Raw genomic sequence first — 21,181 nt, 5'->3', positions numbered from 1 at the left:
TTCGGGTGAAGGGTGAGGAGGAGGACAACACCACCCACCGCACAGTCCGCGCACGCGTCGAGCACGTCTTCTCCCGTATGAAGAACTACAAGATCCTCCGCGACTGCCGGCAGTACGGCGACGGCCTCCACCACGCCGTCGCCCGCATGCACAACCTCGCCCTGGCCGCATGACCCGCCAAGCCCAGCCGCCCGCTTCAGGCTGCTTGATCACGGCCATGTGCAACACCTCAGGTTCGCGGACGACTTGAATTCAGGCGGCCTCCGGGTGTTCCCGGGTGAGGTAGAGCACCTGCGTCTGGTCGGTGTGCGGGGTGAGCAGTTCCTGCAGTTCTGCGGCGGCGGTCTTGAGGAGGTGTCCGTCGCGGGTGGCGTGGAGGGTTTCGAGGACGAAGGCGACGTGGGCGGAGTTCTCGGTGACGCGGGTGCGGTGGGCGTCACGGTGGTTCCAGTGGCGGGTCAGTACGTCGGTGGTGTCGGTGTAGATGATCTCGCCGGGCTCGGGGTGTTCGGTGGTGCCGGGTTCGCCGAGCGGGGTGAAGGTCTCGGTGCCGTCGGCGTGGCGGATGTCGACGTCGCCGGTGACGTGGTCGAGGTCGAAGGCGCCGGCGGGCAGGCCGTGGCGGACGGAGACGGCGTTGTAGGAGTCGACGGCCGGGTTGATCCGGGGCAGGCTGCCCTTCTTGGCCATGCGGCGGCCGAGAGCGTCGACGCTGGGGCGGATGCGGCGGGGGTTGGTGCCGAAGGAGCGGTAGGCGGTGTGCCATGCCTCGATGCGGGGATCGTTCTCGTCGGCGGGCTGCCAGGTGCCGCTGGCGAGCTGCTGCTCCAGGCTCTCCAGGGCGGTGGTGGTGGCCGGCCAGGGTTCGTGGCCGCGCAGGCCGGTGGCGATGACGACGGCGATGAGGGTGTCGGGGAAGGCGTCCGCGACGGCGGGGCTGATGCGGAAGGTGGTCACAGGGATCCGTTCATGATGATGCGTGCGAAGGGGTCCACCAAGGCCCTGGCGGAGCGCTTGGGCGTCTCGCGCCGCACGGTGGAGCGCTACCGTACCGGGAAGCCGACGACCCCGCGGAAGCACCTCCGGGACGCCCTGGTGGAGGAGGCGGAATCCGAGTGGCAACCGCAGGTCGGAGCGCAGGCTCGCGAACAGGCGGCTACCTCCGGCGGCATGAGGGTGGAGGTGACGGCGCACTTCGGATTCGCCTGCCGGGGCAGCTCTGACGATGGCCGCGAGCGCAGTATCACCACAGCGATCTCACCCACCTACGCGAAGCAGATCCTCGAACTCCAGGAGGCCGGTGCGAGCACGCTGACCTCACGGCGGTGGTGCGGATCGGTGCCGATGGTGCGGTACTTCGTGAGATTCCCTCCGGTGCGCGCCCGCTCTTACGGGCACGCAGCGGAGTCTTCATTCCGAAGCGCACTCCACGCCAAGGGAGTTCGGCGCGGCAGGCCGGGGCGGGAGGTCTTACAACCCGATCGTGCCCGGCCCCGCGCCCCGCGTCACGAGGTCCTTGACGGTGCCGGGGTCGTCCACCGTGTAGTCGTAGTAGTCGGCCGGGTTCTCGACGCTGCCGCCGACGACCGGTTCGCCGGCCTCCTCCCCGGTGAAGAGGTTGTCGCGCTCGACGATGCTGCCGTCCGGCCCCGAGTAGCTGTTGGTCATGGGCTCCTCGACCTCTTCGAAGTGGTTGCCCTCGATGAAGCAGCCGGAGTCCGCGTTGCAGGCCGGTCCGGTGTCGCTGTTGTCGAAGAAGTAGTTGTTGTAGATGTGCACCGGGTCGCCGAAGCGGGTGCGCGGGTTGCGCTGCGGGGTGCGGTCGTACCAGTTGTGGTGGTACGTCACCTTCAGTCGGCCGGTGTCCTGGGCGGCGTTCTTGTCGGAGTGGCCCAGCAGCATGTTCTTGGTGTGGTGGTGGGTGTGGTTCCAGGAGACGGTGATGTAGCTGGAGCCGCGCTTGATGTCGATGAGTCCGTCGTAGCCGGCGGACAGGTCGTTGTGGTCGATCCAGACGTGGTGGGAGAACATCTGGACGTTGATGGAGTCGTCGCTGGCGTTGCGGAACGTCAGGTTGCGGATGATGACGTTGTGCACGGCGTTCGCCGGGGGCGAGGTGACGGTGTCGCTCGCCGGGAGGCCGATGTTCAGTCCGCCGCCGGAGATCCCGGAGGTCGCGCCGACGCCCACGACGGTCTTGTCGGAGGACACGTCGTACATGCCGGCCGGCAGCTGGATCATGCCGTTGACCCGGACGATCCTCGGGCCCTCGGCGCGGACGGCGGCGATGAGGTCGGCGGCGGTGGACACGGTCACCGTGGGTCCACCCGCGCCGCCGGTGGTGCCGTTCTGGCCCCACGCGTTCACACTGGCGAATCCGGTGGGGGCCGACTCCGCCAGGGCTGAGGGGGTGGACGGGGGCGCGGAGTCGGGTGCGGCGGGAGCGGCGGCCGTGACAGCCAGGGTGGCGAGGGCCGCGAGGAACAGGGTGCCTTTGCGGTGCATGTCGGCCTCCAGGGGCTCAGGCGATGACGCCGACGCCGACGCCGGCCGGGACGATGCTGGGAATGCTCGAAGCGGGGTCGAGGGAGTAGCCGTAGTACGTGCGCGGCTCCACGACCGTGCCGAGCGTCTGCGGCTGCCCGCAGTTGACGTATACGTTGTCGCGCTCCACGATCCGGCCCGGGCCGCTCTCGTCGTAGCCGGAGTAGGTCGGGTGCGAGACGTTCTCGAAGTAGTTGGCCTCGACGAGCACACCCGCGTCCTCGGTCGAGGCCACGCCGTACAACCGGTTGTTCCGGAAGTAGTTGTTGTAGACGTGCACCGGCTCCGCGAACCGCACCCTCGGGTGGCGCTGGTCGGTGCCGTCGAAGAAGTTGTGGTGGAAGGTGACCCGCAGAGTGCCGCGGTCCTGGCTGCCGTTGGCGTCCGAGTGGCCGATCAGCATCGTCTTGCTGTGGTCGTGGAAGTGGTTCCAGGACACGGTGACGTAGTCCGCGCCGCGCACGATGTCGATCAGGCCGTCGGCGCCCGAGCTGAACTCGCAGTGGTCGATCCAGACGTGGTGCGAGGACTGCTGGATGCTGATGGCGTCGTCCTCGGCGTTGGTGAAGCGCAGGTTGCGGATGATGACGTTGTGGCGGCGGTAGAGGTCCAGGCCGCCGCCGGTGATCTCCGCGTCGGTACCCAGACCGATGATGGTCTTGTTCGAACGGACGCCCTGCTTGCTGGTGATGCGCATGGTGCCGGCGACCTGGATGACGTAGGGCTCGTTGCGGTCGCAGTAGTCCAGGAAAGTGTCGGCGTCGGTGACCGTGACGACCGGGGCTCCGGCGCCGCCGGTGGTACCGGTGAGCCCGAGCGCGCTGACACCGGCGAACCCGTCGGCGCTCTGCGTGGTGACGGAGGCGGCCCGGGCGCGACCGGTGCCGGCGGCCAGCAGAGCGGCGGACGCTGCGGAGGCCGCGGTGCCCGCGAGCAGGCCTCGGCGGGAGATCCGGGGGACGTGAGGGGGGTGGGGGGTGCCTGTCATGATCCTGCGCTCCTCAGATCTTTCCGACGCCGGCACCAGCCGGGACAACGGTCGGGACGTCGGCCGCGCGGTGCGGCGTGTAGGAGTAGTAGGTGTGCGGTTCGACGACCGAACCCCGGGTCTCGATGGCGTGGTTGCAGTCGATCAGAACGTTGTCACGCTCGACCAGACGGCCCAGATCGCCGCTGAAGTCCACGCGGGCGGGGTTGTTGACGCTGAAGAAGTAGTTGCCCTCCAGCACCACGCCGGCGTCCATGGCCGCGGCGACGCCGTAACTGCTGTCGCGGTAGTAATTGTTGTAGACGTGCACCGGCTCGGCGAACCTGACGCGCGGGTTGCGCTGGTCGGAGGCGTCGAAATAGTTGTGGTGGTACGTGACCCTCAGGCGACCCCGGTCCTGGGCGGCATTGTCGTCGTCGTGACCGAGCAGCAGTGTCTTGTCGTGATCGTGAAAGCGGTTCCACGACACGGTGACGAAATCCGAGCCCCGCTTGATGTCCACGGCACCGTCGTCGCCGTTGGAGAAATCGTTGTGGTCGATCCAGATGTGGTGGGAGAACATCTGGATATTGATCAGGTCGTCCGTGGCTCCGTCGATCGACAGATTGCGGACGATGATGTTGTGGACCGCGTTCGCGGGCGGCGAGGTGACCCGGTCGTCGGCCGGGAGGCCGATGTTCAGCCCACCGCCGGTCAGTCGGGCGTCGTCGCCCAGGCCGGTGATGGTCTTGTCCGACGCCACCGGGTGCATGCCGTCGGAGGTGCCGACGGGCAGCGTGATCGTGCCGCTGACCTGCACGATGAGAGGCTCCGGGCGGGAGATGTAGTCCAGGAACTGCGCGGTGGTGGTGGCCGTGACGACCGCGCCGCCGGCTCCGCCCGTGGTGCCGTTCTGGCCCAGGGCGGCGACGCCGGCGAAACCGTCGGCCGTGGTGAGAGCATCGGGCACGGACGCCGCCGGGGCGGCCGCGACCGGACCGGCACCGAGTAGCACGCCGACGAGCACGGCCACCAGGGCGACCGCCGTCGCCGTGCGTCGGGAGGGCTTTCTCTTGGATAACCGCGGTGGGGATAACCGCATGGGAGGCCCTTTCTGATGTCCTGAATCGAGCACATCCGGGCAAGCGCTTTCTACGGAAAGTAGGTTCATTGATCGGGTCACGTCAATCGGTGGTACACAACAAAAGACCACCAAAAACGACCATGAACAAACATCAGAATGCGGGCCACAGGCCGGAATTCCGCGTCATCCGGCACGGCCCGCGCCCCGCTCCTTCATGCACTTCGCCGGGGAGCGCGGGTGGCTGTGGACGGCCGATGAGGTCGAACAGCGCTTCTGCGCACGGGCCTCGGGGCGGCACGCAGTGGACACGCGAGACTCGTCCTGGACACCGCCGCCACGCCCTCATTCGTTCGAGGCCGCCGCGCGTCGGCGGTGTGCCGGCCGTCCGGCCGAGACGGATACTCCCGTTGCGGTTCGCTGTCCCTACTGGTCAGAGGTGCCTTTGCGAGTCCATTGGGCTGCCGTGCCATCGGGTGCCGGAAGTTCGTGCCCTCCCTCGGCGCGGCGACGGTAGTGGCAGCGTTGTGCGGTGGCCCGGTGACGGCGGCGCCACCAGGACCAGCTCAGCGCTTGATCGGCTTTCCACCGGGGTGCCGGTGGGGGACGGTGAACTGCCAGGAGCCGCCGGACTTCCGACAGGCGAGCGGCTGCGGACCGGCGGATTTCGCCCCGCACCCACGCCATCAGGCGACGACGGAGCCACTCAAAGACTCACGAACCACCCTCTACGAACCCCGACCCACCCCAACGACTTGACCACACCCATGGGGGCCCCGCAGCCTTGCCCGTGCGACGGCAAGGAACCTCACACGGTGAACTCCCGTATCACCGTGTCCCGGAACACCGCCCGGCCGTCGATGGTGAACAGCGCGAGCCGGTCATCGATGAGGTACGGGAATGCCTCCGAGGTGTGCACATACCGGCCGTCGTCCACGAACATCTCCACCGACGTGCGGTCCACCAGAACTCGCAGCCGCACCCGCCGCGCCGACGGATCGAACGGGCTCTTGCTCTCCTGCCAGCGCCCCGAGGCGTCCGGGTTGACGGTGGACCTCCGGTTGAGGAAGGCGTAGTCGCGGTACACCCCCGCGTCGACGTGGCGGCCGCCGTCGTTGGAGCGGCGCAGCTGGAGACCCGCGCCGGTGAGCTGGTCCCAGGTGATCTCGCAGCTCACCTCGTAGGCGGTGCCGCGGTAGTCGAGTACCCGCGTGCCCTCGACCGTGAGGTCGCCCAGTCTCACCGTGCGCGAGACGTACCGGTCCAGGGCGGCGACCGGGCGGGAGGCGAGGTGGTAGGTGCCGGTGGCGGCGCGCTTGAGGGTCACCTCGCGGACGATGGAGTCGGTGCCGTTGAAGCCGTCGGTGTCGATGGTGGGCGTGGTGTTGGCGTAGTCCCAGTTGTTCAGCCAGCCGATGGCGTAGCGGGCGCGCTCGTCGAGGGTGCCGCCGGCGTTCCGTTTCTCGAAGGTGACGGCGCCGTACCAGTCCCAGCCGTGGTCGAGCCACTGCGGGTCCGGCGTGTCGGGGGCGAAGGCGCTGCCGTCGAAGGCGCCGGTCCAGTAGGCGTAGGTGTTGGGCAGCCCGGCGCCCTTGGCGTTGGCGCTCACCCCGAGCACCCACTTCACGGTGCCGTCCTCGGCGGTGATCCGGAACAGGTCGGGGCACTCCAGCACGCCGATGCCGTCCTTGATGAAACCGCCGGCGTACCTCCACGCCTTCAGGTCGGCCGAGTGGTAGAAGCCCACCTTGTTGTTCTCGGCGAGCGCCATCACCCACCGGCCGCGCTCCTCGTCGCGGATCACCTTCGGGTCGCGGAAGTCGCGGCCGCCGGGATTGGGCAGGACCGGGGCGGTGCCGTGAGGGCGGAAGGTGCGGCCGCCGTCGGTGGAGTAGTACAGGTACTGGGCCTGCGCACCGCCCGTCGGTTCCATGGTCGCGAGCACGATCACCGCGCCGGCGCCGAAGCCCGCCGTGCCCCGCGTGTCCACGACCGCCGAGCCCGACCAGACGTCACCGTTGGGCGTGGTGTCCTTCGGGACGGCGATGCCGCGGTCGGTGAAGCGGACCAGGTCGGTGCTGGTGACCAGGCGCCAGGCGGTGCCTGCCGTGGTGCCGCCGGCGAAGTAGTCCGGGTTGTACAGGTAGTAGTAGTGGTACTCGCCGTCGATCCAGACCGGGCGCTGCGGGTCGTTCTTCCACTGGTCGGGGACGGTGAAGTGGTACGCCGCCCGGTAGCGGGCGCAGGTCTCGGCGGCGGCCCGGGGCCCGGCCGCGGCGGGGCCCGCCGTCGGCAGCAGCGCGGCGCCGGCGCCGGCGGCTGACCCGGCGAAGAGCGCTCGTCTGGACAGTCCACTCATCACACATCGTTCCTCTCGTTCGAGCGAGCCCCGGAAGCGGTGGCTCGGAACGGCGGCTCTCGTGGAACCAGGACTGTAGACCTAACTCGTTAAAGGTCAAGGGGTTCCCGAGTCTTGACAGGTATGCGACGCGGTTCCCATCATCATCGGCATCAGCTCTTGACTAACACGAGTTAGGCACGTCCGATGACCGACTCGCACACCCGCCGCAGCCTGCTGCGGTACGGCGCCTACGGCGCGGCGGCCGCCGCGCTGGCCGGCACCGCCGCCTCCTGGGACCGGCTCACCGGGGCCGACATCCCCGGCCGCGACGACGGCTCCCTCGTCGTCGCCACCCTGGGCCCCGCCTACGGCCCGGCCGCCGTGCGCGCCCTCACCGAGGGCTTCGCCGAGCAGTACCCCGACATCAAGCTCCGGATCAACGCGGTGCAGGCCGTCGACTGGTCGGACTTCTTCGCCAAGATCCTCACCCAGATCGCCGCGGGCACGGCCCCCGACCTGGTCTACGTCGCGACGGAGGGCGTGCAGCTGTTCGCGCGGCGGCTCGGGGTGCCCCTGGACCGCTGGGTCCGGCGGGACGCCGACGAGCTGCGGGAGTACTTCGCCGACGTCCACCCCTCCCTGGTGGAGTCGATGATGTACGAGGGCAGCCTGTACCAGCTGCCCGTGGAGTTCAACGCGGCCGACATGTACCTCAACCGGCAGGTGCTGCGACGGGCCGGCGCGGACCGTCCGCCGCCCGACTGGACCCGCGACGACTTCACCGCCCTGCTGCGCCGGATGAAGAAGTCGAGCGACTCGCACTTCACGCCGTACTTCTGGACCAACCGGCTGTGGGGCGGGGTGGTGCCCTGGCTCTTCGCCAACGGCACCAACCTGCTGGCCGAGTCCAAGGCGCCCGGCGGCGACTGGCTGTGGAACGCCTTCTACCCGGCGGAACAGCGCCGCGGGCGCGGCGGTGGCTTCCGCTGGACCACGCCGCAGGCGACCGGCGCCCGCTTCGAGGAGACGTACGAGTACCTGGCCTCCCTCATCGAGGAGGGCCTGTGCACCCGTCCCGAGGGCGGCAACGGGCAGAACCTGGTCGGCGTGTTCTCCACGGGCCGGGTCGGGGTGACGCCCGCGGGCGGCTTCTGGGCGGGCGGCCTGCACCAGGCGGGGATGCCCGCCGACGGCTACGACGTGCAGTACTTCCCGCGCGGGCGCACCCAGCGCCACCAGTACGGCGCGGCGGGCTACGCGCTGCTGCGCACCTCGAAGCGGCAGGAGGAGGCGTGGGAGTTCATCAAGTACGCCGCCCGCAAGGACACGCTGACCCGGCTGTTCACCACCAACCAGACGACCCCGGCGCGCCGCTCGATGCTGACCGCCGACCGCTACCGGGAGACCGGCCCCGACCACTGGAGGGTCTTCTACGACACCCTCGACCGGTTCCCCGACACGGGACCCGTCCCGGCGCCACCGCAGGTCGCCGAGGTCGAGCAGGTGCTGCTGAAGCACACCGGCACCGCCCTGTCCTCCCCGCGCGCGGTCCGTCCGGCGCTGCGCCGGCTCCAGGGCGATCTGGAGAAGGCCATGGAGCGTGACGTATGACGAACACCCGGATGAACACCCGGATCCCGCCGGCCCGTTCGCAGCCGGCGCCCCGGACGCCCGCGGCCGCGGCCCGTCCCTCCGCGCGGGAGCGCGGCACGCGGCTGCTGGCCGCCCTGTTCCTGGCGCCGACGATCGTCGGCATCGTCGTCTTCACGGTCGTCCCCATCGTCGGCTCGGTGGTGCTGAGCCTCTTCCACTGGAACGTGATCGACGATCCGCGCTTCGCCGGAGCGGCCAACTACGGCGAGGTCTTCGGCGACTCGACCGTGCTGGTCTCCTTCCGCAACACGCTGCTGTTCATGGTGCTGGCGGTCGCGCTGCAACTGCTGATCGCGCTGGTCCTGGCGATCACGGTGAACGGGCGGATGCCGGTGTGGCTGCGGTCGGTGTTCCGGTCGGCGTTCTTCTTCCCGCTGGTGCTGTCCGCGGCGTCCATCTCCGTGGTGATGAAGTACCTGTTCAACCAGGACTTCGGGCTGGTGAACTGGCTGCTCGGGCTGGCCGGGATCGCTCCGGTGCCCTGGCTGACCTCGGAGAACGGGGCGATGGCCGCGGTGATCCTGGTCTATGTCTGGCAGCAGTTCGGGTTCTCGTTCCTGCTGTTCGTGGGCGGCCTCAACAACATCCCGAAGGAGGTCCACGAGGCCGCCGCCCTGGACGGCGCCACTGGGCTCCGCAAGCACCTGCACGTCACCCTGCCGCTGCTGTCGCCGACGCTGCTGGTGGCGTCCGTGGTCGGCATCATCAACGCGCTCCAGGTCTTCGAGCAGCCGTACGTGCTGACCAACGGCGGTCCCGGCGACTCCACCCGCACCGTCGTGATGGTCATCTACGAGACCGCCTTCGAGCAGTTGCGCTTCGGTACCGCGTCCGCGGTGGGCGTGCTGCTGTTCGTGCTGATCATGGCGGTGACCGCCCTCCAGTTCCGGCTCAGCCGGCGTTTCGTCCACTACCAGTGAGCCGGTGAGTCCCATGAGCCACACGACCCTGACCACCGGCCGGGTGCGTCACTCCCTCGCGCCGTGGGCGCGGATCGCCGGACTGGCCGTCTGCGCCCTGCTGACCCTCGGTCCGGTCATCTGGACCGTCTCCACCTCGCTGCGCACTCCCTCGGAGTCGTTCGACCTGCCGCCGCAGATCGTTCCCTCCGAGCCGACCGTCGAGGCCTACCGCGGGGTGTTCGCGCAGATCGACGTCTGGCTGCTCGCCCTGAACTCCACGCTGGTCACGGCGCTGATCGCGGTCGGCCAGATGGTCACCGCGGGGCTCGCCGGATACGCGTTCGCCCGCCTGGAGTTCCGGTTCAAGAAGCCGCTGTTCGCCCTGGTGCTGGCGACCATGATGGTGCCGTTGCAGGTCACCATCGTGCCGGTGTTCCTGGTGCTGAAGTCGATGGGGCTGACCGACACCCTGCTCGGCCTGATCGTGCCCGCGTTCCCGACCGCGTTCGGCACCTTCCTGATGCGCCAGTACTTCCTGGGCATGCCGAAGGACCTGGGCGAGGCGGCGATGCTCGACGGGGCGGGCCCGTGGCGGGTGTTCCGCTCGGTGTACGCCCCGCTCGCCGCGCCCGGTCTCGCGATCGTCGGCGTACTGGCCTTCAACTACCACTGGAACGAGTTCTTCCGCCCGCTGATCCTGGAGACCTCCGGCCAGAACTACACCCTGCCGCTGGGACTGGTCTCCCTCCAGGGCAACCTCGGCACCGGCTCCGTCTCGGTGGTGCTCGCCGGTGTGGTGCTGTCCATGATTCCCGCCGTCGCCGTGTTCGTCGTCGGCCAGCGCCCTCTCCGCGAGGGCATCACCTCCGCAGGAGTCAACCGTTGAGCCTCGACCGCAACGCGCCGCGCTTCCGGGTCCGTCCGCCCGCCCAGTGGATCAACGACCCGAACGGTCCGTTCCGTTGGGGTGACCGCTACCACCTCTTCTACCAGCACAACCCGGGCGCGCCGGTGCACGCCGACGTCCACTGGGGCCATGCCTCCAGCCCCGACCTGGCCCGCTGGCAGCACCATCCGATCGCGCTCGCCCCGACGCCCGGCGGGCCCGACGAGGCGGGCTGCTGGTCCGGCTGCGTGGTCGACGACGACGGAGTCCCGACGGCGGTGTACACGGGCATCGACCACCACCACACCGGCCTCGGCACCATCTGCCTGGCCCGCGCGGCTGACCCAACCGACCCGGCGCTGACCGAGTGGAAGCCGCTGCCCGTGCCCGTGGTGCCGGGCCCGCCGGCCGACCTGGACGTGGTGATGTTCCGCGATCCGTTCGTCTTCCGGCACGCCGGCCGTCGCTGGGCCCTGGTCGGCGCGGGCCACGCCGACGGTACGCCCTCGGTCCTGCTGTACGACTGCGACGACCTGACGGACTGGCGGTTCGCCGGTGTGCTCCTGGACGGTGACGACCCGGTGGCCGTGGACGCGTTCGGCGACAAGGCCGTCGGCTGGGAGTGCCCACAGCTGCTGGTGACTCCGGGAGGGGACCGGGTGCTGGTGGTGTCGCTGTGGGACGGCGACCCGAGTGCGACCGGCTATCTGACGGGCAGTCTGGAACCCTCGTCGCAGCACGGGTTGCGGTTCACCCCGCACACCGGCGGCCCTCTCGATCACGGCCGTGACTTCTACGCGCCCGCCGTCCTGCAGGAGCCGGAGCGGGCGCTGATGTGGGGCTGGTCCTGGGAGTCCCACGGGCCCGGCGAGGCCGAGCGGGCCGGCTGGGCCGGCGTGCTCACCGCGCCGCGCGTCGTCGACGTCCACGCCGACGGCACCCTGCGGGTCCTGCCGGCGCCGGAGCTGAACACGCTGCGGGCGCCGGAGCCGTTCGTCACCGTACCGGGCACGGGCACACGGCTCCCGGACGCGTACGACCTGACGGTCACCGCCCGCACGGTCACCACGGTCCGCCTGGGGGAGGGGCTGACGCTCCGGATCGACCCCACAGCGGGCACCCTGACCGTACGGCGCGCCGGGCGGCCCGCGCCGGTGGAGGTGCGGGTGCCGCGCGATGCGGAGCTGAACGTCCGCGTCCTCGTCGACGGTTCGCTGTACGAGGTGTTCGCGGACGGCCGGGCCACGGTGACCGAGCGGGTCTACCGGGGCCCCGGCGACGCCCCCGAACTGACCGTCACGGGCGCCGAAGCCGCCGTCACGGCGTGGGAGCTGGTCGGACCGACCCTGAACTGAGCACCGGGGACCACATCACGCCCACCGCCACGTCACCGGTGCGGACGTCGCCCGGCAACGCCCTCGGCCGAAGGGCACGCCCCGTGCTTCCTCCCCGGAACGACACCGCCGCACCGGCCCCGCGGTGGCCGCCGCGTCGTCACACGGTCGGGACCGGACCCACCGACGACCGGGTCACCACCGGGCAGGCCAGGCGGCGGACCGCGGCCGGCGGGGTGCGGCCGGTGGTGATGGCGTCGAGGAGAAGGCGGGTGGCGGACTCGCCCATCCCGCGGTGCGGGAGGGCGACCGTGGTGAGGGACGGTGTGAGGAAGGCGGCCATGTGCTCCTGGTCGTCGTAACCGATCACCGACAGCTCGGCGGGGACGGCGACGCCGAGCCGGGTCGCGGCGTGCAGAACGCCCGCCGCGACCCGGTCGTTGTAGCAGAAGACGGCAGTGGGACGGCGGGCCGGCTCCGCGCCGTCGAGCAGCCGCATGGCGCCGTCGTAGCCTCCGGCGATCTCTCCACCGGTGCGTACCACCCACTTCTTGGGGACGGTGATCCCCTCGGCGCGCAGCGCGTCACGGAAGCCGCCCAGCCGCTCCACGAACGCGATGTCGTCCAGTCCCCCTATGTAGGCGATCCTACGGTGCCCGTGGTCGAGCAGCAGCCGGGCCGCCGTACGGCCGCCGGCCCGCTCGGCGGGGACGACGGCGGACAGGGAGCCGTCCTCGGGCAGGCAGTTGGCGAGGACGGAGTGGGTACGGTGCAGCCCCTCGGGGACGCGGACCCGGCGCAACGACATGGCGGCGTAGATGATGCCGTCCACCCGCCGGTCCAGGAGTTCGGCGACGGCCGCGTCCTCCTTGGCGGGGTCGCCGCCGGAGTCGATGGTGAGCACGAGGTGCTCGCTCGCCCAGGCCGTCTCCATCGCGCCGCGCAGCAGCCGGCCCGCGAACGGGGAGGACGCGATCTCGTCGGTGACCAGCCCGATCACGGCCGTACGGCGGCGACGCAGGCCGCGGGCGACGGGGTCGGGCCGGTAGCCGAGCTGAGCGGCGGCCAGCCGGATACGTTCCTGGGTGGCGGGGGAGAGGTTGCCCTCGGCACGGCCATTGAAGACGAAGGAGACGGCGGTGTGCGACACGCCGGCGAGCCGGGCGACGTCCCGTGAGGTGGGACGCCCCGTTCCCGTCGTGTGTTTGCCTTCTGCGCTCGTCATGGCATCCGCTGTCCTCTGCTTCCCCCGCCCGCACGGTTGATCTCTGCTCAGCCTAACCGGACGCGGCCGTCGGCGACCGCTCCACCCTCCCGCCCGGGTCGTGGCTGGTGGCCGCGATGGGATCCTCGCCGTGCAGAACGTCGCCACCGCCGAACGTGTGGAACGGCCGCTGCATGGCCACGACGGCCCCATCCGCGCCATCCGTCTCGTCCACCGCGACGGGGCGTCGCCGCTGCTCGCCCCGGTCGGCAATGACGGCACGGTCCGCCTGTGGAACATCGAGTTCTGAACGCCACATGGCGAACCCCTGACCGGTCACCACAGCCGGGTCTGGTCGCCGGCGTCCGTACCGGGCCGCCCCGGCCAAGGACAGAGGCCGGCCTCCGCCGGAGCGGACGGGACCGTCCGTCTCCGGGGCCCGCTCCGACATCGCCGGATCGGAGAGCCGTTGACCGTGCACACCGACCAGGTCCCGGCCGTCACGCTCGCCACGCGTGGCGACGGCCGCGGCCTTCTGGTCTCCGGCGGCCTGGACGGCGCCGTCCGGCTGTGGCACCCCGTCACCGGACGCCCCGTACCTACGATCCCGCTCGGCATCCCGATCCACGCCCTGCTCCAGCAGGTGCCCGACGATCGTGCCCGTGAACGCACAGCCGACGGCGCCACCGTCACCGTCGGCCTGCGCACCGGCGTCCTCGCGCTGGACCTCGACCAGAGCCTCTTCGCGGCTGGGGAAGGCTGGACCGGTACGGAACAAAACCGAGGCGGGCGGCGGCAGTTACCGGCCGCGGTGTCCGATCCAGGCCAACCGCTCGCCACGAGCCGGTCACGAGTGTGATCGCACCGATACGCTTCGTATGACCCTTGGCGGCCACCAACCAGACGGCCGCTGTTCCCGACGCCGGTGAGGTCGGCCCATGTGCGAGGCACTGTTCCGTGCCGCACAGCACAGCATGTGGGTGGCGAACGAGGAGTCCGCAGCGCGGCGTCAGTCGGAGCGGATCACCCGCCAGAAGGCGTCGACGCGGGCGTTGAACAAGTCCGGGACTTCCTGGAAGGGCTGATGCGCCTCCCCGGGCAATATCTCGAACTCGGCACCGGGAATCCCCTCGGCGACCACGCGGCCGAGACGCGGTGGGGTGGCGATGTCGAGTTCACCGGCCAGGACGAGCGTCGGCGCGGTGATCTCCGCCAGCCGGTCGATCGTGTCGTGGCCGGTGAACGCGGCGAGCTGCCGCTGGAAGGCATCGACGGACTGCGGGTGCGGGAAGGCCAGCGCCTCCTCGATGATCCGGTCGACCGTGCCGTCGGCGTGTGCACGCGGCGTGTAGACCCGCAGGTAGAACGCCTCGAGCATGGCGCGCTCGTTCGGGGCGCGCTCGGCCATCCAGTGCCAGAAGCCCGTCGTGGTGCGGAAATAGGCGTCGGGCCGAGCACATGTGCTCATGAGGACGAGACTGCTGACGAGTTCGGGACGGCTCAGTGCCAGCTCCTGGGCGATGAAGCTGCCTCCCGAGAAACCGGCGACGTGGGCGGTCGGGATCTTCAGGGTCTCCAGGAGCGCGGCGGCGTCGTCGGCCATCCGGGGCACCGAGAGAGGTCCCTCGGGCAGCGGCGTGCGCCCGGCGCCACGGTTGTCGAAGGCGGTGAGCCGATAGCGGTCCGCGAGCCCGTCGAGTTGGGACTGCCACGCCTCGGCGGTGTCACCGAGCCCGGCGATGAGCAGGACATCGGGTCCCGTGCCCCGGCGCTCGACCCAGAGCCCGACGTCGCCCACGTCGATCATTTCGCCCATCTTCGGCCTCCTGGACGGCTGGTGCGGGGAATCCTCTTCATCTTCGCGGGGCCGAAGCCGGGCGGGGAGGCCCGGGCGTGGCCGAACGGAGGGGAGGGGGACCGCCCGCCTCGGAATCTGTCCGCGTGCTCACGGTCTGCGCGCGGCCGATGCGAAGAGGCCGTCCGGGTCGTATGCGGCGCGGATGCGCTCGAGTCGTTCCTCGTGCGAGCCGAAGACCGCGCCCCGCAACTCGACGGCGTCCTCGCCGAGCCCGGCGAAGTTGACGTACGTCCCGCCGCTCGAGAACGGTTTCATCGCGTCCCAGGCCGAGCGTGCCCAGCCGATCGCGGTCTCGTCCAGCGCCGGGTCCTGCCAGCCCGCGTCGATGCTGACGTTGTAGCGCGCGGTCCGATGCGCGAACGCGCTGTCATCGGGGCCGACGTGCGCCACGGCGCCGCCCAGGGTGCGGACGACGATCAGGCTCTCCGGAGTCGGCCGCCGGGAGTACAGGTCCACCAGGGTGGTGATGGCCTCGTCGCTCAGCTCGTCCATGAAGTGGGACTTCATGAAGTAGCGCTCGCCGTCGGGGAAGCGCCACGTGTTGGCGCTCTGCAGCGCGACGTAGGGCACGGTTCCGCTCAAGTCGACGAGCGGAGGCCCCAGTTCGCGTTGCGGCGCCAGCGCGGCAGCGGCACCGTCGCCCGGCGGGCCCCCGTACACGGCGCCTACCATCACGCAGTTCGCCCGGTGCAGTTCGGGAGGGAGCGCGGGGTCCGCGGGCACGGTCCAGAGCAGGAGTTCCGGGGTGACCGTCTCCGGCGCGGTGCGGGTCGCGTCCCGCCAGGCCCGCAGCACTTCCTCGGCGCGCTCGTACGGGTGGAGAGCCAGCACGCCGGCCACCTCGGGGCCGAGCGGGTGAAGGTCGAACTCGAAGGACGTGACGACTCCGATGCCCCGGCCGCCGCCGCGCGCCGCCCAGAACAGTTCGGGTTCCTCCTCCCGACTCGCCGTGCGCACCACGCCGTCCGCGGTGACGATCGTGAGGGAGCGGACGCTGTCGCAACTCAGACCGAACGTCCGCATCACGAAGCCGAAGCCGCCGCCGAGCGTGAGTCCGGCGATCCCGGTGGCCGAGATCTCTCCACCCGGTGTGGCCAGACGGTGCAGCTGGGTCTCGCGGTCGAGCTCGCCCCAGGTCACGCCCGCCTGGGCCCGCGCGGTGCGGGCGGCGGGGTCGACGTGCACGCCCTTCATGCGTGACAGATCGATCACCAGCCCGTCGTCGCACACCGCGCTGCCCGCCACCTGGTGCCCGCCACCGCGGATGCTGACGACGGGACGGTGCTCGCGCGCGACCCGTACCGCCTCGACGACGTCCGCCGTACCCGTGCACCGGGCGATGAGCGCGGGGCGGCGGTCGACCAACCCGTTCCACACGGTCCGCGCCTCGTCGTATCCGGGATGCCCGCGGTCGATCACTTCACCCCGCAGTGAGGAGCGGAGTTCGTCCGCCATCACCTGCTCTGCGGCGTTTATCCGTACGGTCCCTTGTGTGTCCGGCATCGGCGTCACCCTCCCGGTGCGCGCTGCTGGCTACCGCGATCCCTTCCACGCTAATGCGGAGTGGCTGGGCCCGCATGCGGGCCCAGCCACTCCGCACCACTGCGCGGGCGGCCGGGTGCGCGCAGTGACGTGACGCCGCCACCGTCACGGCGACGGCGTCGCCGAACCGCTGCGCACCGGGTACTTGCTCAGGACGGAGACCGGTTGAAGGCGTTGATGCTGATCGCCACTCAGATCACGGCGGAGATCTCGTCGTCCGACAGGACGCCCCGTGCCTCGGCGTAGGCGCTGCTCCGCGCGCCGGCGTCGGCGGGGTGGGTGGTGGCCTCCGCGAGCGCGAGCGCCGCGCGCTCGCGGGAGGAGAACGGTTCGGTGTCGCGCCAGGCCGACAGGACTCCCAGGCGCTGGACGGTCTCGCCGGCCCGTAGCGCGGCCCTGGTGCGCAGGCTGAGGCAGTAGGCACAGGCGCTCAGCTGGGGGACCCGGATGTTGATCGGTTCCACGAGGAGGCGGTCCAGCCCGGCCGCCGTTGTGAGGGGCATCCGATCATGGAGGTGTCACGCCGGCTGGGTGCCTCTCCGGACACGGTCCGCACCTGACGGCGGCGTTTTATCGAACGGGGCCTGGACGGTCTGTCCGACGAGCCGCGGCCCGGTGTCCCGCGGAAGATCACCGACGCGGATGTCGAGCGGGTCGTCGTCAAGACGCTGGAGGAGAAGCCGAAGAACGCCACCCACTGGTCGACCAGGTCGATGGCGGCGGCCACCGGCATGTCGCAGTCGGCGATCTCGCGGATCTGGCGGGCTTTCGCACTCGCGCCGCACCGCTCGCAGACGTCTCTGCCGTCCACCGACCCGCTGTTCATCGACAAGGTCCGCGACGTCGTCGGCCTCTACCTCGACCCTCCGGAGAAGGCCCTGGTCCTCTGCGTGGACGAGAAGTCGCAGATCCAGGCCCTGGACCGGTCCCAGCCCGTGCTGCCGATGATGCCCGGCGTTCCCGAACGCCGCAGCCACGACCACGTCCGCGCCGGCACCACCACCCTGTTCGCGGCCCTGGAGGCCGCCACGGGGAAGGTGATCGGCTCCCTGCACCGCCGGCACCGGGCCGTGGAGTTCAAGAAGTTCCTGGCCGAGCTGGACAGGGAAGTCCCCGCGGAGCTCGAGGTGCATCTCATCCTCGACAACTGACGCCCGCCGTCAAGAAGTGGCTGCTGGCACATCCGCGTTTCCACCTGCACTTCACGCCGACGAGTTCGTCCTGGCTGAACCTGGTGGAGCGGTGGTTCGCCGAGCTGACGCAGAAGAAGCTCAAGCGCGGTGTCCACCGCTCCGTCCAGGCCCTCGAACGCGACATCCGGTCCTGGCTCGCGGACTGGAACGAGCACCCCAGGCCGTTCATCTGGACGAAGACCGCCGATGAGATCCTCGACGAAGGCGCCGCCTACTGCCGCCTACTGCCGACGGATCTCCGACTCAGGTCACTAGCCGGCGAGCGGCTGGGCAGCCGCTCGCGGTCCGCCGGCTGGGTGGGTCAGATGCCCATGGAGGCCATTTCGATGGGTGAGCGGTAGTTGGCCGCGGCGGTGACCACACAGGCGCGGTAGGTCCGGTCACTCTTGACGGCCAGGAAGTAGTCGCGAAGGTTCTTCCAGTAGTTGACCAGGTAACCGAGTCCGGGCACGAAGCCGGCCGGGCGCGGTACGAGGGCGAACGCCTCGCTGCACTTGAGGATCTCGCCGGTGGCCGTGGACAGTACGTCGGCCACCTCGGCGTTCATGTTCCAGCCGGCCGCCAGCTCGGGCGTCCAGATGGCACCGGCGATGGCCCGCAGCTGCTCCTGCTCCTCGGGCGTGGGGTCGCTCATCGCGATCGACTGCGCGGTCACCGGTGCGCCGGCCGGCGGACCGCCGGCGGCTGCCGCGGCCGGTCCCGCCATGGCTGCCGCGACCAGGATCGCCGTCAGCGCGACGGCGATCCTGGTGCCTCTGCCTCTCCTGTACCCGTTGCCTGTGGTCACCGTGTGTCCCTCCCGTGGATGACTGCCCCCGGCGCGGGGGTCGTCCGAAGGTGGCATGGCACGGACAAGGCGGTCAACGGCGGCAATCGCGCCACACACCCTCACGATCCGGCCGGGACCTGAGCGCGCGCCGACCGGTCTCAAGGGCGGTCCGCGGTGACCAGCCGCGAGGTGCTGCGGCGCTGTCACGTTGGCTGACCGGGTGGGATGGTCTTCAGGCTGATCACGCGGGGAAGGATCGTCCGTGGACAGTGCGTCGCCGTCGTACAAGGGGCTCGCTACCAGGTCGAGGTCATCTCCCACCGCGTGTGGCTGTACTTCCGCTTTCCGCTGTCGTTCCGCGAGGTGGAGGAGCTGATGCTCCAGCGCGGCGTCATCGTCTCGTACGAGACCGTGCGCCGCTGGTGCGCCAGGTTTGGTCAGGCGTATGCGAACGGACTGCGCAGCCGCCGGCCCCGGCCCGGGGACACATGGGATCTGGACGAGGTGTTCATCAAGGTCAACGGCGAGCTGAAGTATCCGTGGCGAGCCGTCGACGTCGGCGGCAACATCCCCGACATCCTCGTGCAGAACCGGCGGGACAAGGCCGCCGCCAGGCGGTTCTTCCGCCACCTGATGAAGAAGACGCGTGCGGTGTCGCGGGTGGTGGTCACCGACAAGCTGCGCTCCTACCGCGCCGCCCACCGCGAGGTCATGCCCTCCGTCGAGCACCGGCAGTCGAAGTACCTCAACAATCGGGCGGAGAACAGCCACCAGCCCACCCGCCGGCGCGAACGCGTGATGAAGGGCTTCCGCTGGGTCGGCGGGGTGCAGCGGTTCCTGTCCGCGTTCAGCGGCATTTCGCCGCGCTTCCGGTCCCACCGTCACCTGGTGCCCGCACATCACTACCGAGCCGGGATGACCGTCCGCTTCGCCATCTGGGATCAGATCACCGGCGCCGCCGGCCGGCCCACCACGGCCTGAACACAGGACCGTACCCGGGGGCCGTCACGCCCCGACACACCGTCAGGCAATCACGTACCCAACAACATGACAACGCCCTGGGGCGTGCTTGATGCCTCACGCCTCCAGGGAGCTCAGCGCTTGCATAGCCTCGCGTTCTATGCGCGAAAGATCGCCAAGGATCGTGCCGGCTTGCATGAGAAGCTGCGTCTCGCCCGATTCGCCAGCTTTCTTGATCAGTGCTGCTACTTCCGTCCACAGGACGGCTGCCTCGGTGTACAGCGTGTGGCCGGTGCGCAGGTGACTGCTGTCGAGCAGATCGGTGCATTCGGCGAGGAAGTCACGGTAGAGGTTGCGGAACAGAGCGCCGCCGGTGCCGGCCTTCTCCATCAGGAGGGCGGCCTGTGGCAGGTCTCGCTGCGGGGCGTCGGCGCGCTGGAGCCATGTGCGTACCAGCTTGCCGGCCTTCTCAATGCCCCGGTGGCCGAGGTTGGCGATGGGCGGGTGGAGGAAGGCGTCGGCGCAGGCGGTGATGGCGGGGATGATCTGGCCCTGTGGGGAGGGCAGGTTCGTCGGTCCGGTGAGTGTGAAGGAGCGGTGCTTGGCGGTCATCGGGCCGCGTGCGGCCCTGGCCTGGGCGAGGCTGGTCAGGCTGGTGGATACCGCTCCGCCTTGCTGGTCGGTGTCCACCAGGTAGGCCTTGTGGTCGTCATAGCCGTACATGGCCACGACGTGGCCGCCGAAGTGGACCTTCGAGCCGAAGTAGTCCAGGTAGTAGCTGTCGAGCTGGAGTCCGACGGGGTGGCCGGCGTCGACGGAGGCCAAGACGTTGTCCCATGCCTTGCGCGGGGATGTGGTCTCTTGGACCAGGAGCTCCAGCTTGAGTCTGTCGGCCAGGTTTCTGGTGAGGTCGAAAGGTTTGACCCGTCCACCGAGGAAGGGGAAGCCCATGTTCTTGCTGTCCCAGTAGACGAAGGACAGACCGGAGCCGAGGCCGAAGAGCATGGGCTCGGACAGATCGAGCCCTTGGTGCCGCAGCAGCACCCCCAGGGCTGTCGTCTCGCAGTGCTGCGTGCCGCGGGCATCGATGTCTATTACCGTGGTCATGCCATGCTCTCCTGAACGGGGATGATCAGTCGGGTCATCAGTTCTTCCTGCGGTGCCTCTGCCGGTCCGACGAGATAGGCCTCGCGTACGGGTGCTTGCGGGCGCAGGCCGCGCTCGTGGAGGGTGGCGAAGAGCGCGCTGTAGGCCAAGGGCAGTTGAGCGTAGGGCCCGATGTGCATGGTCTCGGCAACGAGCCCGCCGGGCAGCACCTCAAATTCCAGGCCGGGCAGGCCTTCCTCCTGCGGGGTCTGCACTCCGACGGCGATCTCCATCCTCTCTTCCAGATCCAGCGGGTACAGCCCCCACAGCGGCGGCTCCCATACGATTTCCGTCTTACCGAGCACGGGCAGCAGTCGCCCTACGCATTCCTCGACCTTGTCTCCGATCTCCACAGGGGTGCAGACCGCTCGCACCACTGCCAGCCGTCGCTCCGGCTCCCGGCTTATCGTCACCTCATAGCCGGGCAGACCGCCCTCCGCTAGCCGCTCCAGCATCTCCAGCCGGGCCTGGTCCCTGCTGATCCGCTCGGCCAGCCGGTCCCGCTCAGCGCGCAGGATCTGTGCCCTGCGCTCAGGCTCGGCAGCCAGTGCCTGGGAGATCACAGCCAGGGGAAGATCCATCTCGCGCAGCAGCGCGATGGTCAGGGCATCACGCGCCTGTTCGGGTGCGTAATAGCGGTAGCCCGAGCCGGCATCCACGCGGACCGGAGTCAATAGCCCTATTTCATCGTAGTGCCGTAGCTGCTTGACGCTGAGGCGGCACATGCGGGCGAAGGGCCCGATGGTGAGAAGTTCGTCTTGCACGCCATCATGGTGGACTCTCCCACGGTGGGAGAGTCCA

At 69.9% G+C, this 21,181-nt stretch carries 18 protein-coding genes and 4 pseudogenes; 10 read left to right on the top strand and 12 right to left on the bottom strand.

What is annotated here, in order from left to right:
- Window positions 1-14: 14 nt before the first annotated feature.
- Window positions 15-173, top strand: a pseudogene (locus KUM38_RS24980) (IS5/IS1182 family transposase); the annotation flags it as partial.
- 79 nt (window positions 174-252) lie between these two features.
- Here KUM38_RS24980 and KUM38_RS24975 read toward each other — a convergent pair.
- Window positions 253-957, bottom strand: a complete 705-nt coding sequence (locus tag KUM38_RS24975; RefSeq protein ID WP_217131883.1) for a B3/4 domain-containing protein — start codon at window positions 955-957, stop codon at window positions 253-255.
- Window positions 958-966: 9 nt separating this feature from the next.
- On the opposite strand from KUM38_RS24975, the pseudogene KUM38_RS42120 reads away from it, so the two are divergent.
- Window positions 967-1,308, top strand: a pseudogene (locus KUM38_RS42120) (helix-turn-helix domain-containing protein); the annotation flags it as partial.
- A gap of 162 nt (window positions 1,309-1,470) precedes the next feature.
- Here the strand turns inward: KUM38_RS42120 and KUM38_RS24970 are convergent.
- The 4 genes from KUM38_RS24970 to KUM38_RS24955 form a co-directional block, all read right to left on the bottom strand.
- Window positions 1,471-2,505 (bottom strand): polysaccharide lyase family 1 protein, encoded by a 1,035-nt coding sequence (locus KUM38_RS24970; protein WP_217131881.1) that lies wholly within the window; start codon window positions 2,503-2,505, stop codon window positions 1,471-1,473.
- Window positions 2,506-2,521: 16 nt separating this feature from the next.
- Window positions 2,522-3,532: a polysaccharide lyase family 1 protein gene (locus KUM38_RS24965; RefSeq protein WP_217131879.1), complete on the bottom strand. Its 1,011-nt coding sequence runs from the start codon at window positions 3,530-3,532 to the stop codon at window positions 2,522-2,524.
- Between the two features lie 13 nt (window positions 3,533-3,545).
- Window positions 3,546-4,613, bottom strand: coding sequence for a polysaccharide lyase family 1 protein (locus KUM38_RS24960; protein ID WP_217131877.1), 1,068 nt, complete (start codon window positions 4,611-4,613; stop codon window positions 3,546-3,548).
- Between the two features lie 787 nt (window positions 4,614-5,400).
- Window positions 5,401-6,951: a glycoside hydrolase family 32 protein gene (locus KUM38_RS24955; RefSeq protein WP_217131875.1), complete on the bottom strand. Its 1,551-nt coding sequence runs from the start codon at window positions 6,949-6,951 to the stop codon at window positions 5,401-5,403.
- Between the two features lie 186 nt (window positions 6,952-7,137).
- On the opposite strand from KUM38_RS24955, the gene KUM38_RS24950 reads away from it, so the two are divergent.
- The 4 genes from KUM38_RS24950 to KUM38_RS24935 are packed head-to-tail and all read left to right on the top strand — an operon-like array spanning window position 7,138 to window position 11,729.
- A complete protein-coding gene (locus KUM38_RS24950) occupies window positions 7,138-8,544 on the top strand; it encodes an extracellular solute-binding protein (protein WP_217131873.1) in 1,407 nt (468 codons plus the stop codon).
- Window positions 8,541-9,506: a carbohydrate ABC transporter permease gene (locus KUM38_RS24945; protein WP_217131871.1), complete on the top strand. Its 966-nt coding sequence runs from the start codon at window positions 8,541-8,543 to the stop codon at window positions 9,504-9,506. The genes KUM38_RS24950 and KUM38_RS24945 overlap by 4 nt, the downstream gene beginning before the upstream one ends.
- Window positions 9,507-9,519: 13 nt before the next feature.
- Entirely contained in the window at window positions 9,520-10,374 is an 855-nt protein-coding gene (locus KUM38_RS24940) for a carbohydrate ABC transporter permease (protein ID WP_217131870.1), read from the top strand.
- Window positions 10,371-11,729: a glycoside hydrolase family 32 protein gene (locus tag KUM38_RS24935; protein ID WP_217131867.1), complete on the top strand. Its 1,359-nt coding sequence runs from the start codon at window positions 10,371-10,373 to the stop codon at window positions 11,727-11,729. The genes KUM38_RS24940 and KUM38_RS24935 overlap by 4 nt, the downstream gene beginning before the upstream one ends.
- Before the next feature lie 139 nt (window positions 11,730-11,868).
- Here KUM38_RS24935 and KUM38_RS24930 read toward each other — a convergent pair whose 3' ends face one another.
- Window positions 11,869-12,933 carry a LacI family DNA-binding transcriptional regulator gene (locus KUM38_RS24930; protein WP_217131866.1) on the bottom strand — a complete coding sequence of 355 codons (1,065 nt, stop codon included), beginning with the start codon at window positions 12,931-12,933 and terminating at the stop codon, window positions 11,869-11,871.
- A gap of 130 nt (window positions 12,934-13,063) precedes the next feature.
- On the opposite strand from KUM38_RS24930, the gene KUM38_RS24925 reads away from it, so the two are divergent.
- Window positions 13,064-13,222, top strand: a complete 159-nt coding sequence (locus tag KUM38_RS24925; protein WP_217131857.1) for a hypothetical protein — start codon at window positions 13,064-13,066, stop codon at window positions 13,220-13,222.
- A gap of 159 nt (window positions 13,223-13,381) precedes the next feature.
- Window positions 13,382-13,771, top strand: coding sequence for a hypothetical protein (locus KUM38_RS24920; RefSeq protein WP_217131855.1), 390 nt, complete (start codon window positions 13,382-13,384; stop codon window positions 13,769-13,771).
- A 150-nt stretch (window positions 13,772-13,921) separates the two neighbouring features.
- On the opposite strand, the gene KUM38_RS24915 is transcribed toward KUM38_RS24920, so the two are convergent.
- From KUM38_RS24915 to KUM38_RS24905, 3 genes and pseudogenes are all read right to left on the bottom strand, one after another.
- On the bottom strand, window positions 13,922-14,728 hold the full coding sequence (locus KUM38_RS24915) for an alpha/beta fold hydrolase (RefSeq protein WP_217131853.1): 807 nt from the start codon (window positions 14,726-14,728) through the stop codon (window positions 13,922-13,924).
- A gap of 129 nt (window positions 14,729-14,857) precedes the next feature.
- On the bottom strand, window positions 14,858-16,273 hold the full coding sequence (locus KUM38_RS24910; protein WP_254397714.1) for an FAD-binding oxidoreductase: 1,416 nt from the start codon (window positions 16,271-16,273) through the stop codon (window positions 14,858-14,860).
- Between the two features lie 144 nt (window positions 16,274-16,417).
- Window positions 16,418-16,800: pseudogene (locus tag KUM38_RS24905) on the bottom strand (carboxymuconolactone decarboxylase family protein); the annotation flags it as partial.
- Window positions 16,801-16,806: 6 nt separating this feature from the next.
- Here KUM38_RS24905 and KUM38_RS24900 point away from each other — a divergent pair.
- A pseudogene (locus tag KUM38_RS24900) lies at window positions 16,807-17,760 on the top strand (IS630 family transposase); the annotation flags it as partial.
- 46 nt (window positions 17,761-17,806) lie between these two features.
- Here the strand turns inward: KUM38_RS24900 and KUM38_RS24895 are convergent.
- A complete protein-coding gene (locus KUM38_RS24895) occupies window positions 17,807-18,292 on the bottom strand; it encodes a hypothetical protein (RefSeq protein ID WP_217131849.1) in 486 nt (161 codons plus the stop codon).
- Between the two features lie 207 nt (window positions 18,293-18,499).
- Between KUM38_RS24895 and KUM38_RS24890 the strand changes: the two genes are divergently transcribed.
- The gene (locus KUM38_RS24890) at window positions 18,500-19,255 is read left to right on the top strand and encodes an IS6 family transposase (RefSeq protein WP_254397713.1); all 756 of its coding nucleotides are present in this window, start codon (window positions 18,500-18,502) and stop codon (window positions 19,253-19,255) included.
- 96 nt (window positions 19,256-19,351) lie between these two features.
- Here KUM38_RS24890 and KUM38_RS24885 read toward each other — a convergent pair whose 3' ends face one another.
- Window positions 19,352-20,341: a BtrH N-terminal domain-containing protein gene (locus tag KUM38_RS24885; RefSeq protein WP_217131847.1), complete on the bottom strand. Its 990-nt coding sequence runs from the start codon at window positions 20,339-20,341 to the stop codon at window positions 19,352-19,354.
- On the bottom strand, window positions 20,338-21,144 hold the full coding sequence (locus KUM38_RS43340) for a MerR family transcriptional regulator (protein ID WP_217131845.1): 807 nt from the start codon (window positions 21,142-21,144) through the stop codon (window positions 20,338-20,340). Before KUM38_RS43340 ends, KUM38_RS24885 begins: the two co-directional genes overlap by 4 nt.
- Window positions 21,145-21,181: the final 37 nt, after the last annotated feature.

It is taken from the genome of Streptomyces sp. AC558_RSS880, from assembly GCF_019049255.1.
Lineage (GTDB): Bacteria > Actinomycetota > Actinomycetes > Streptomycetales > Streptomycetaceae > Streptomyces.
This window is presented reverse-complemented; position numbering and strand designations above follow the sequence as displayed.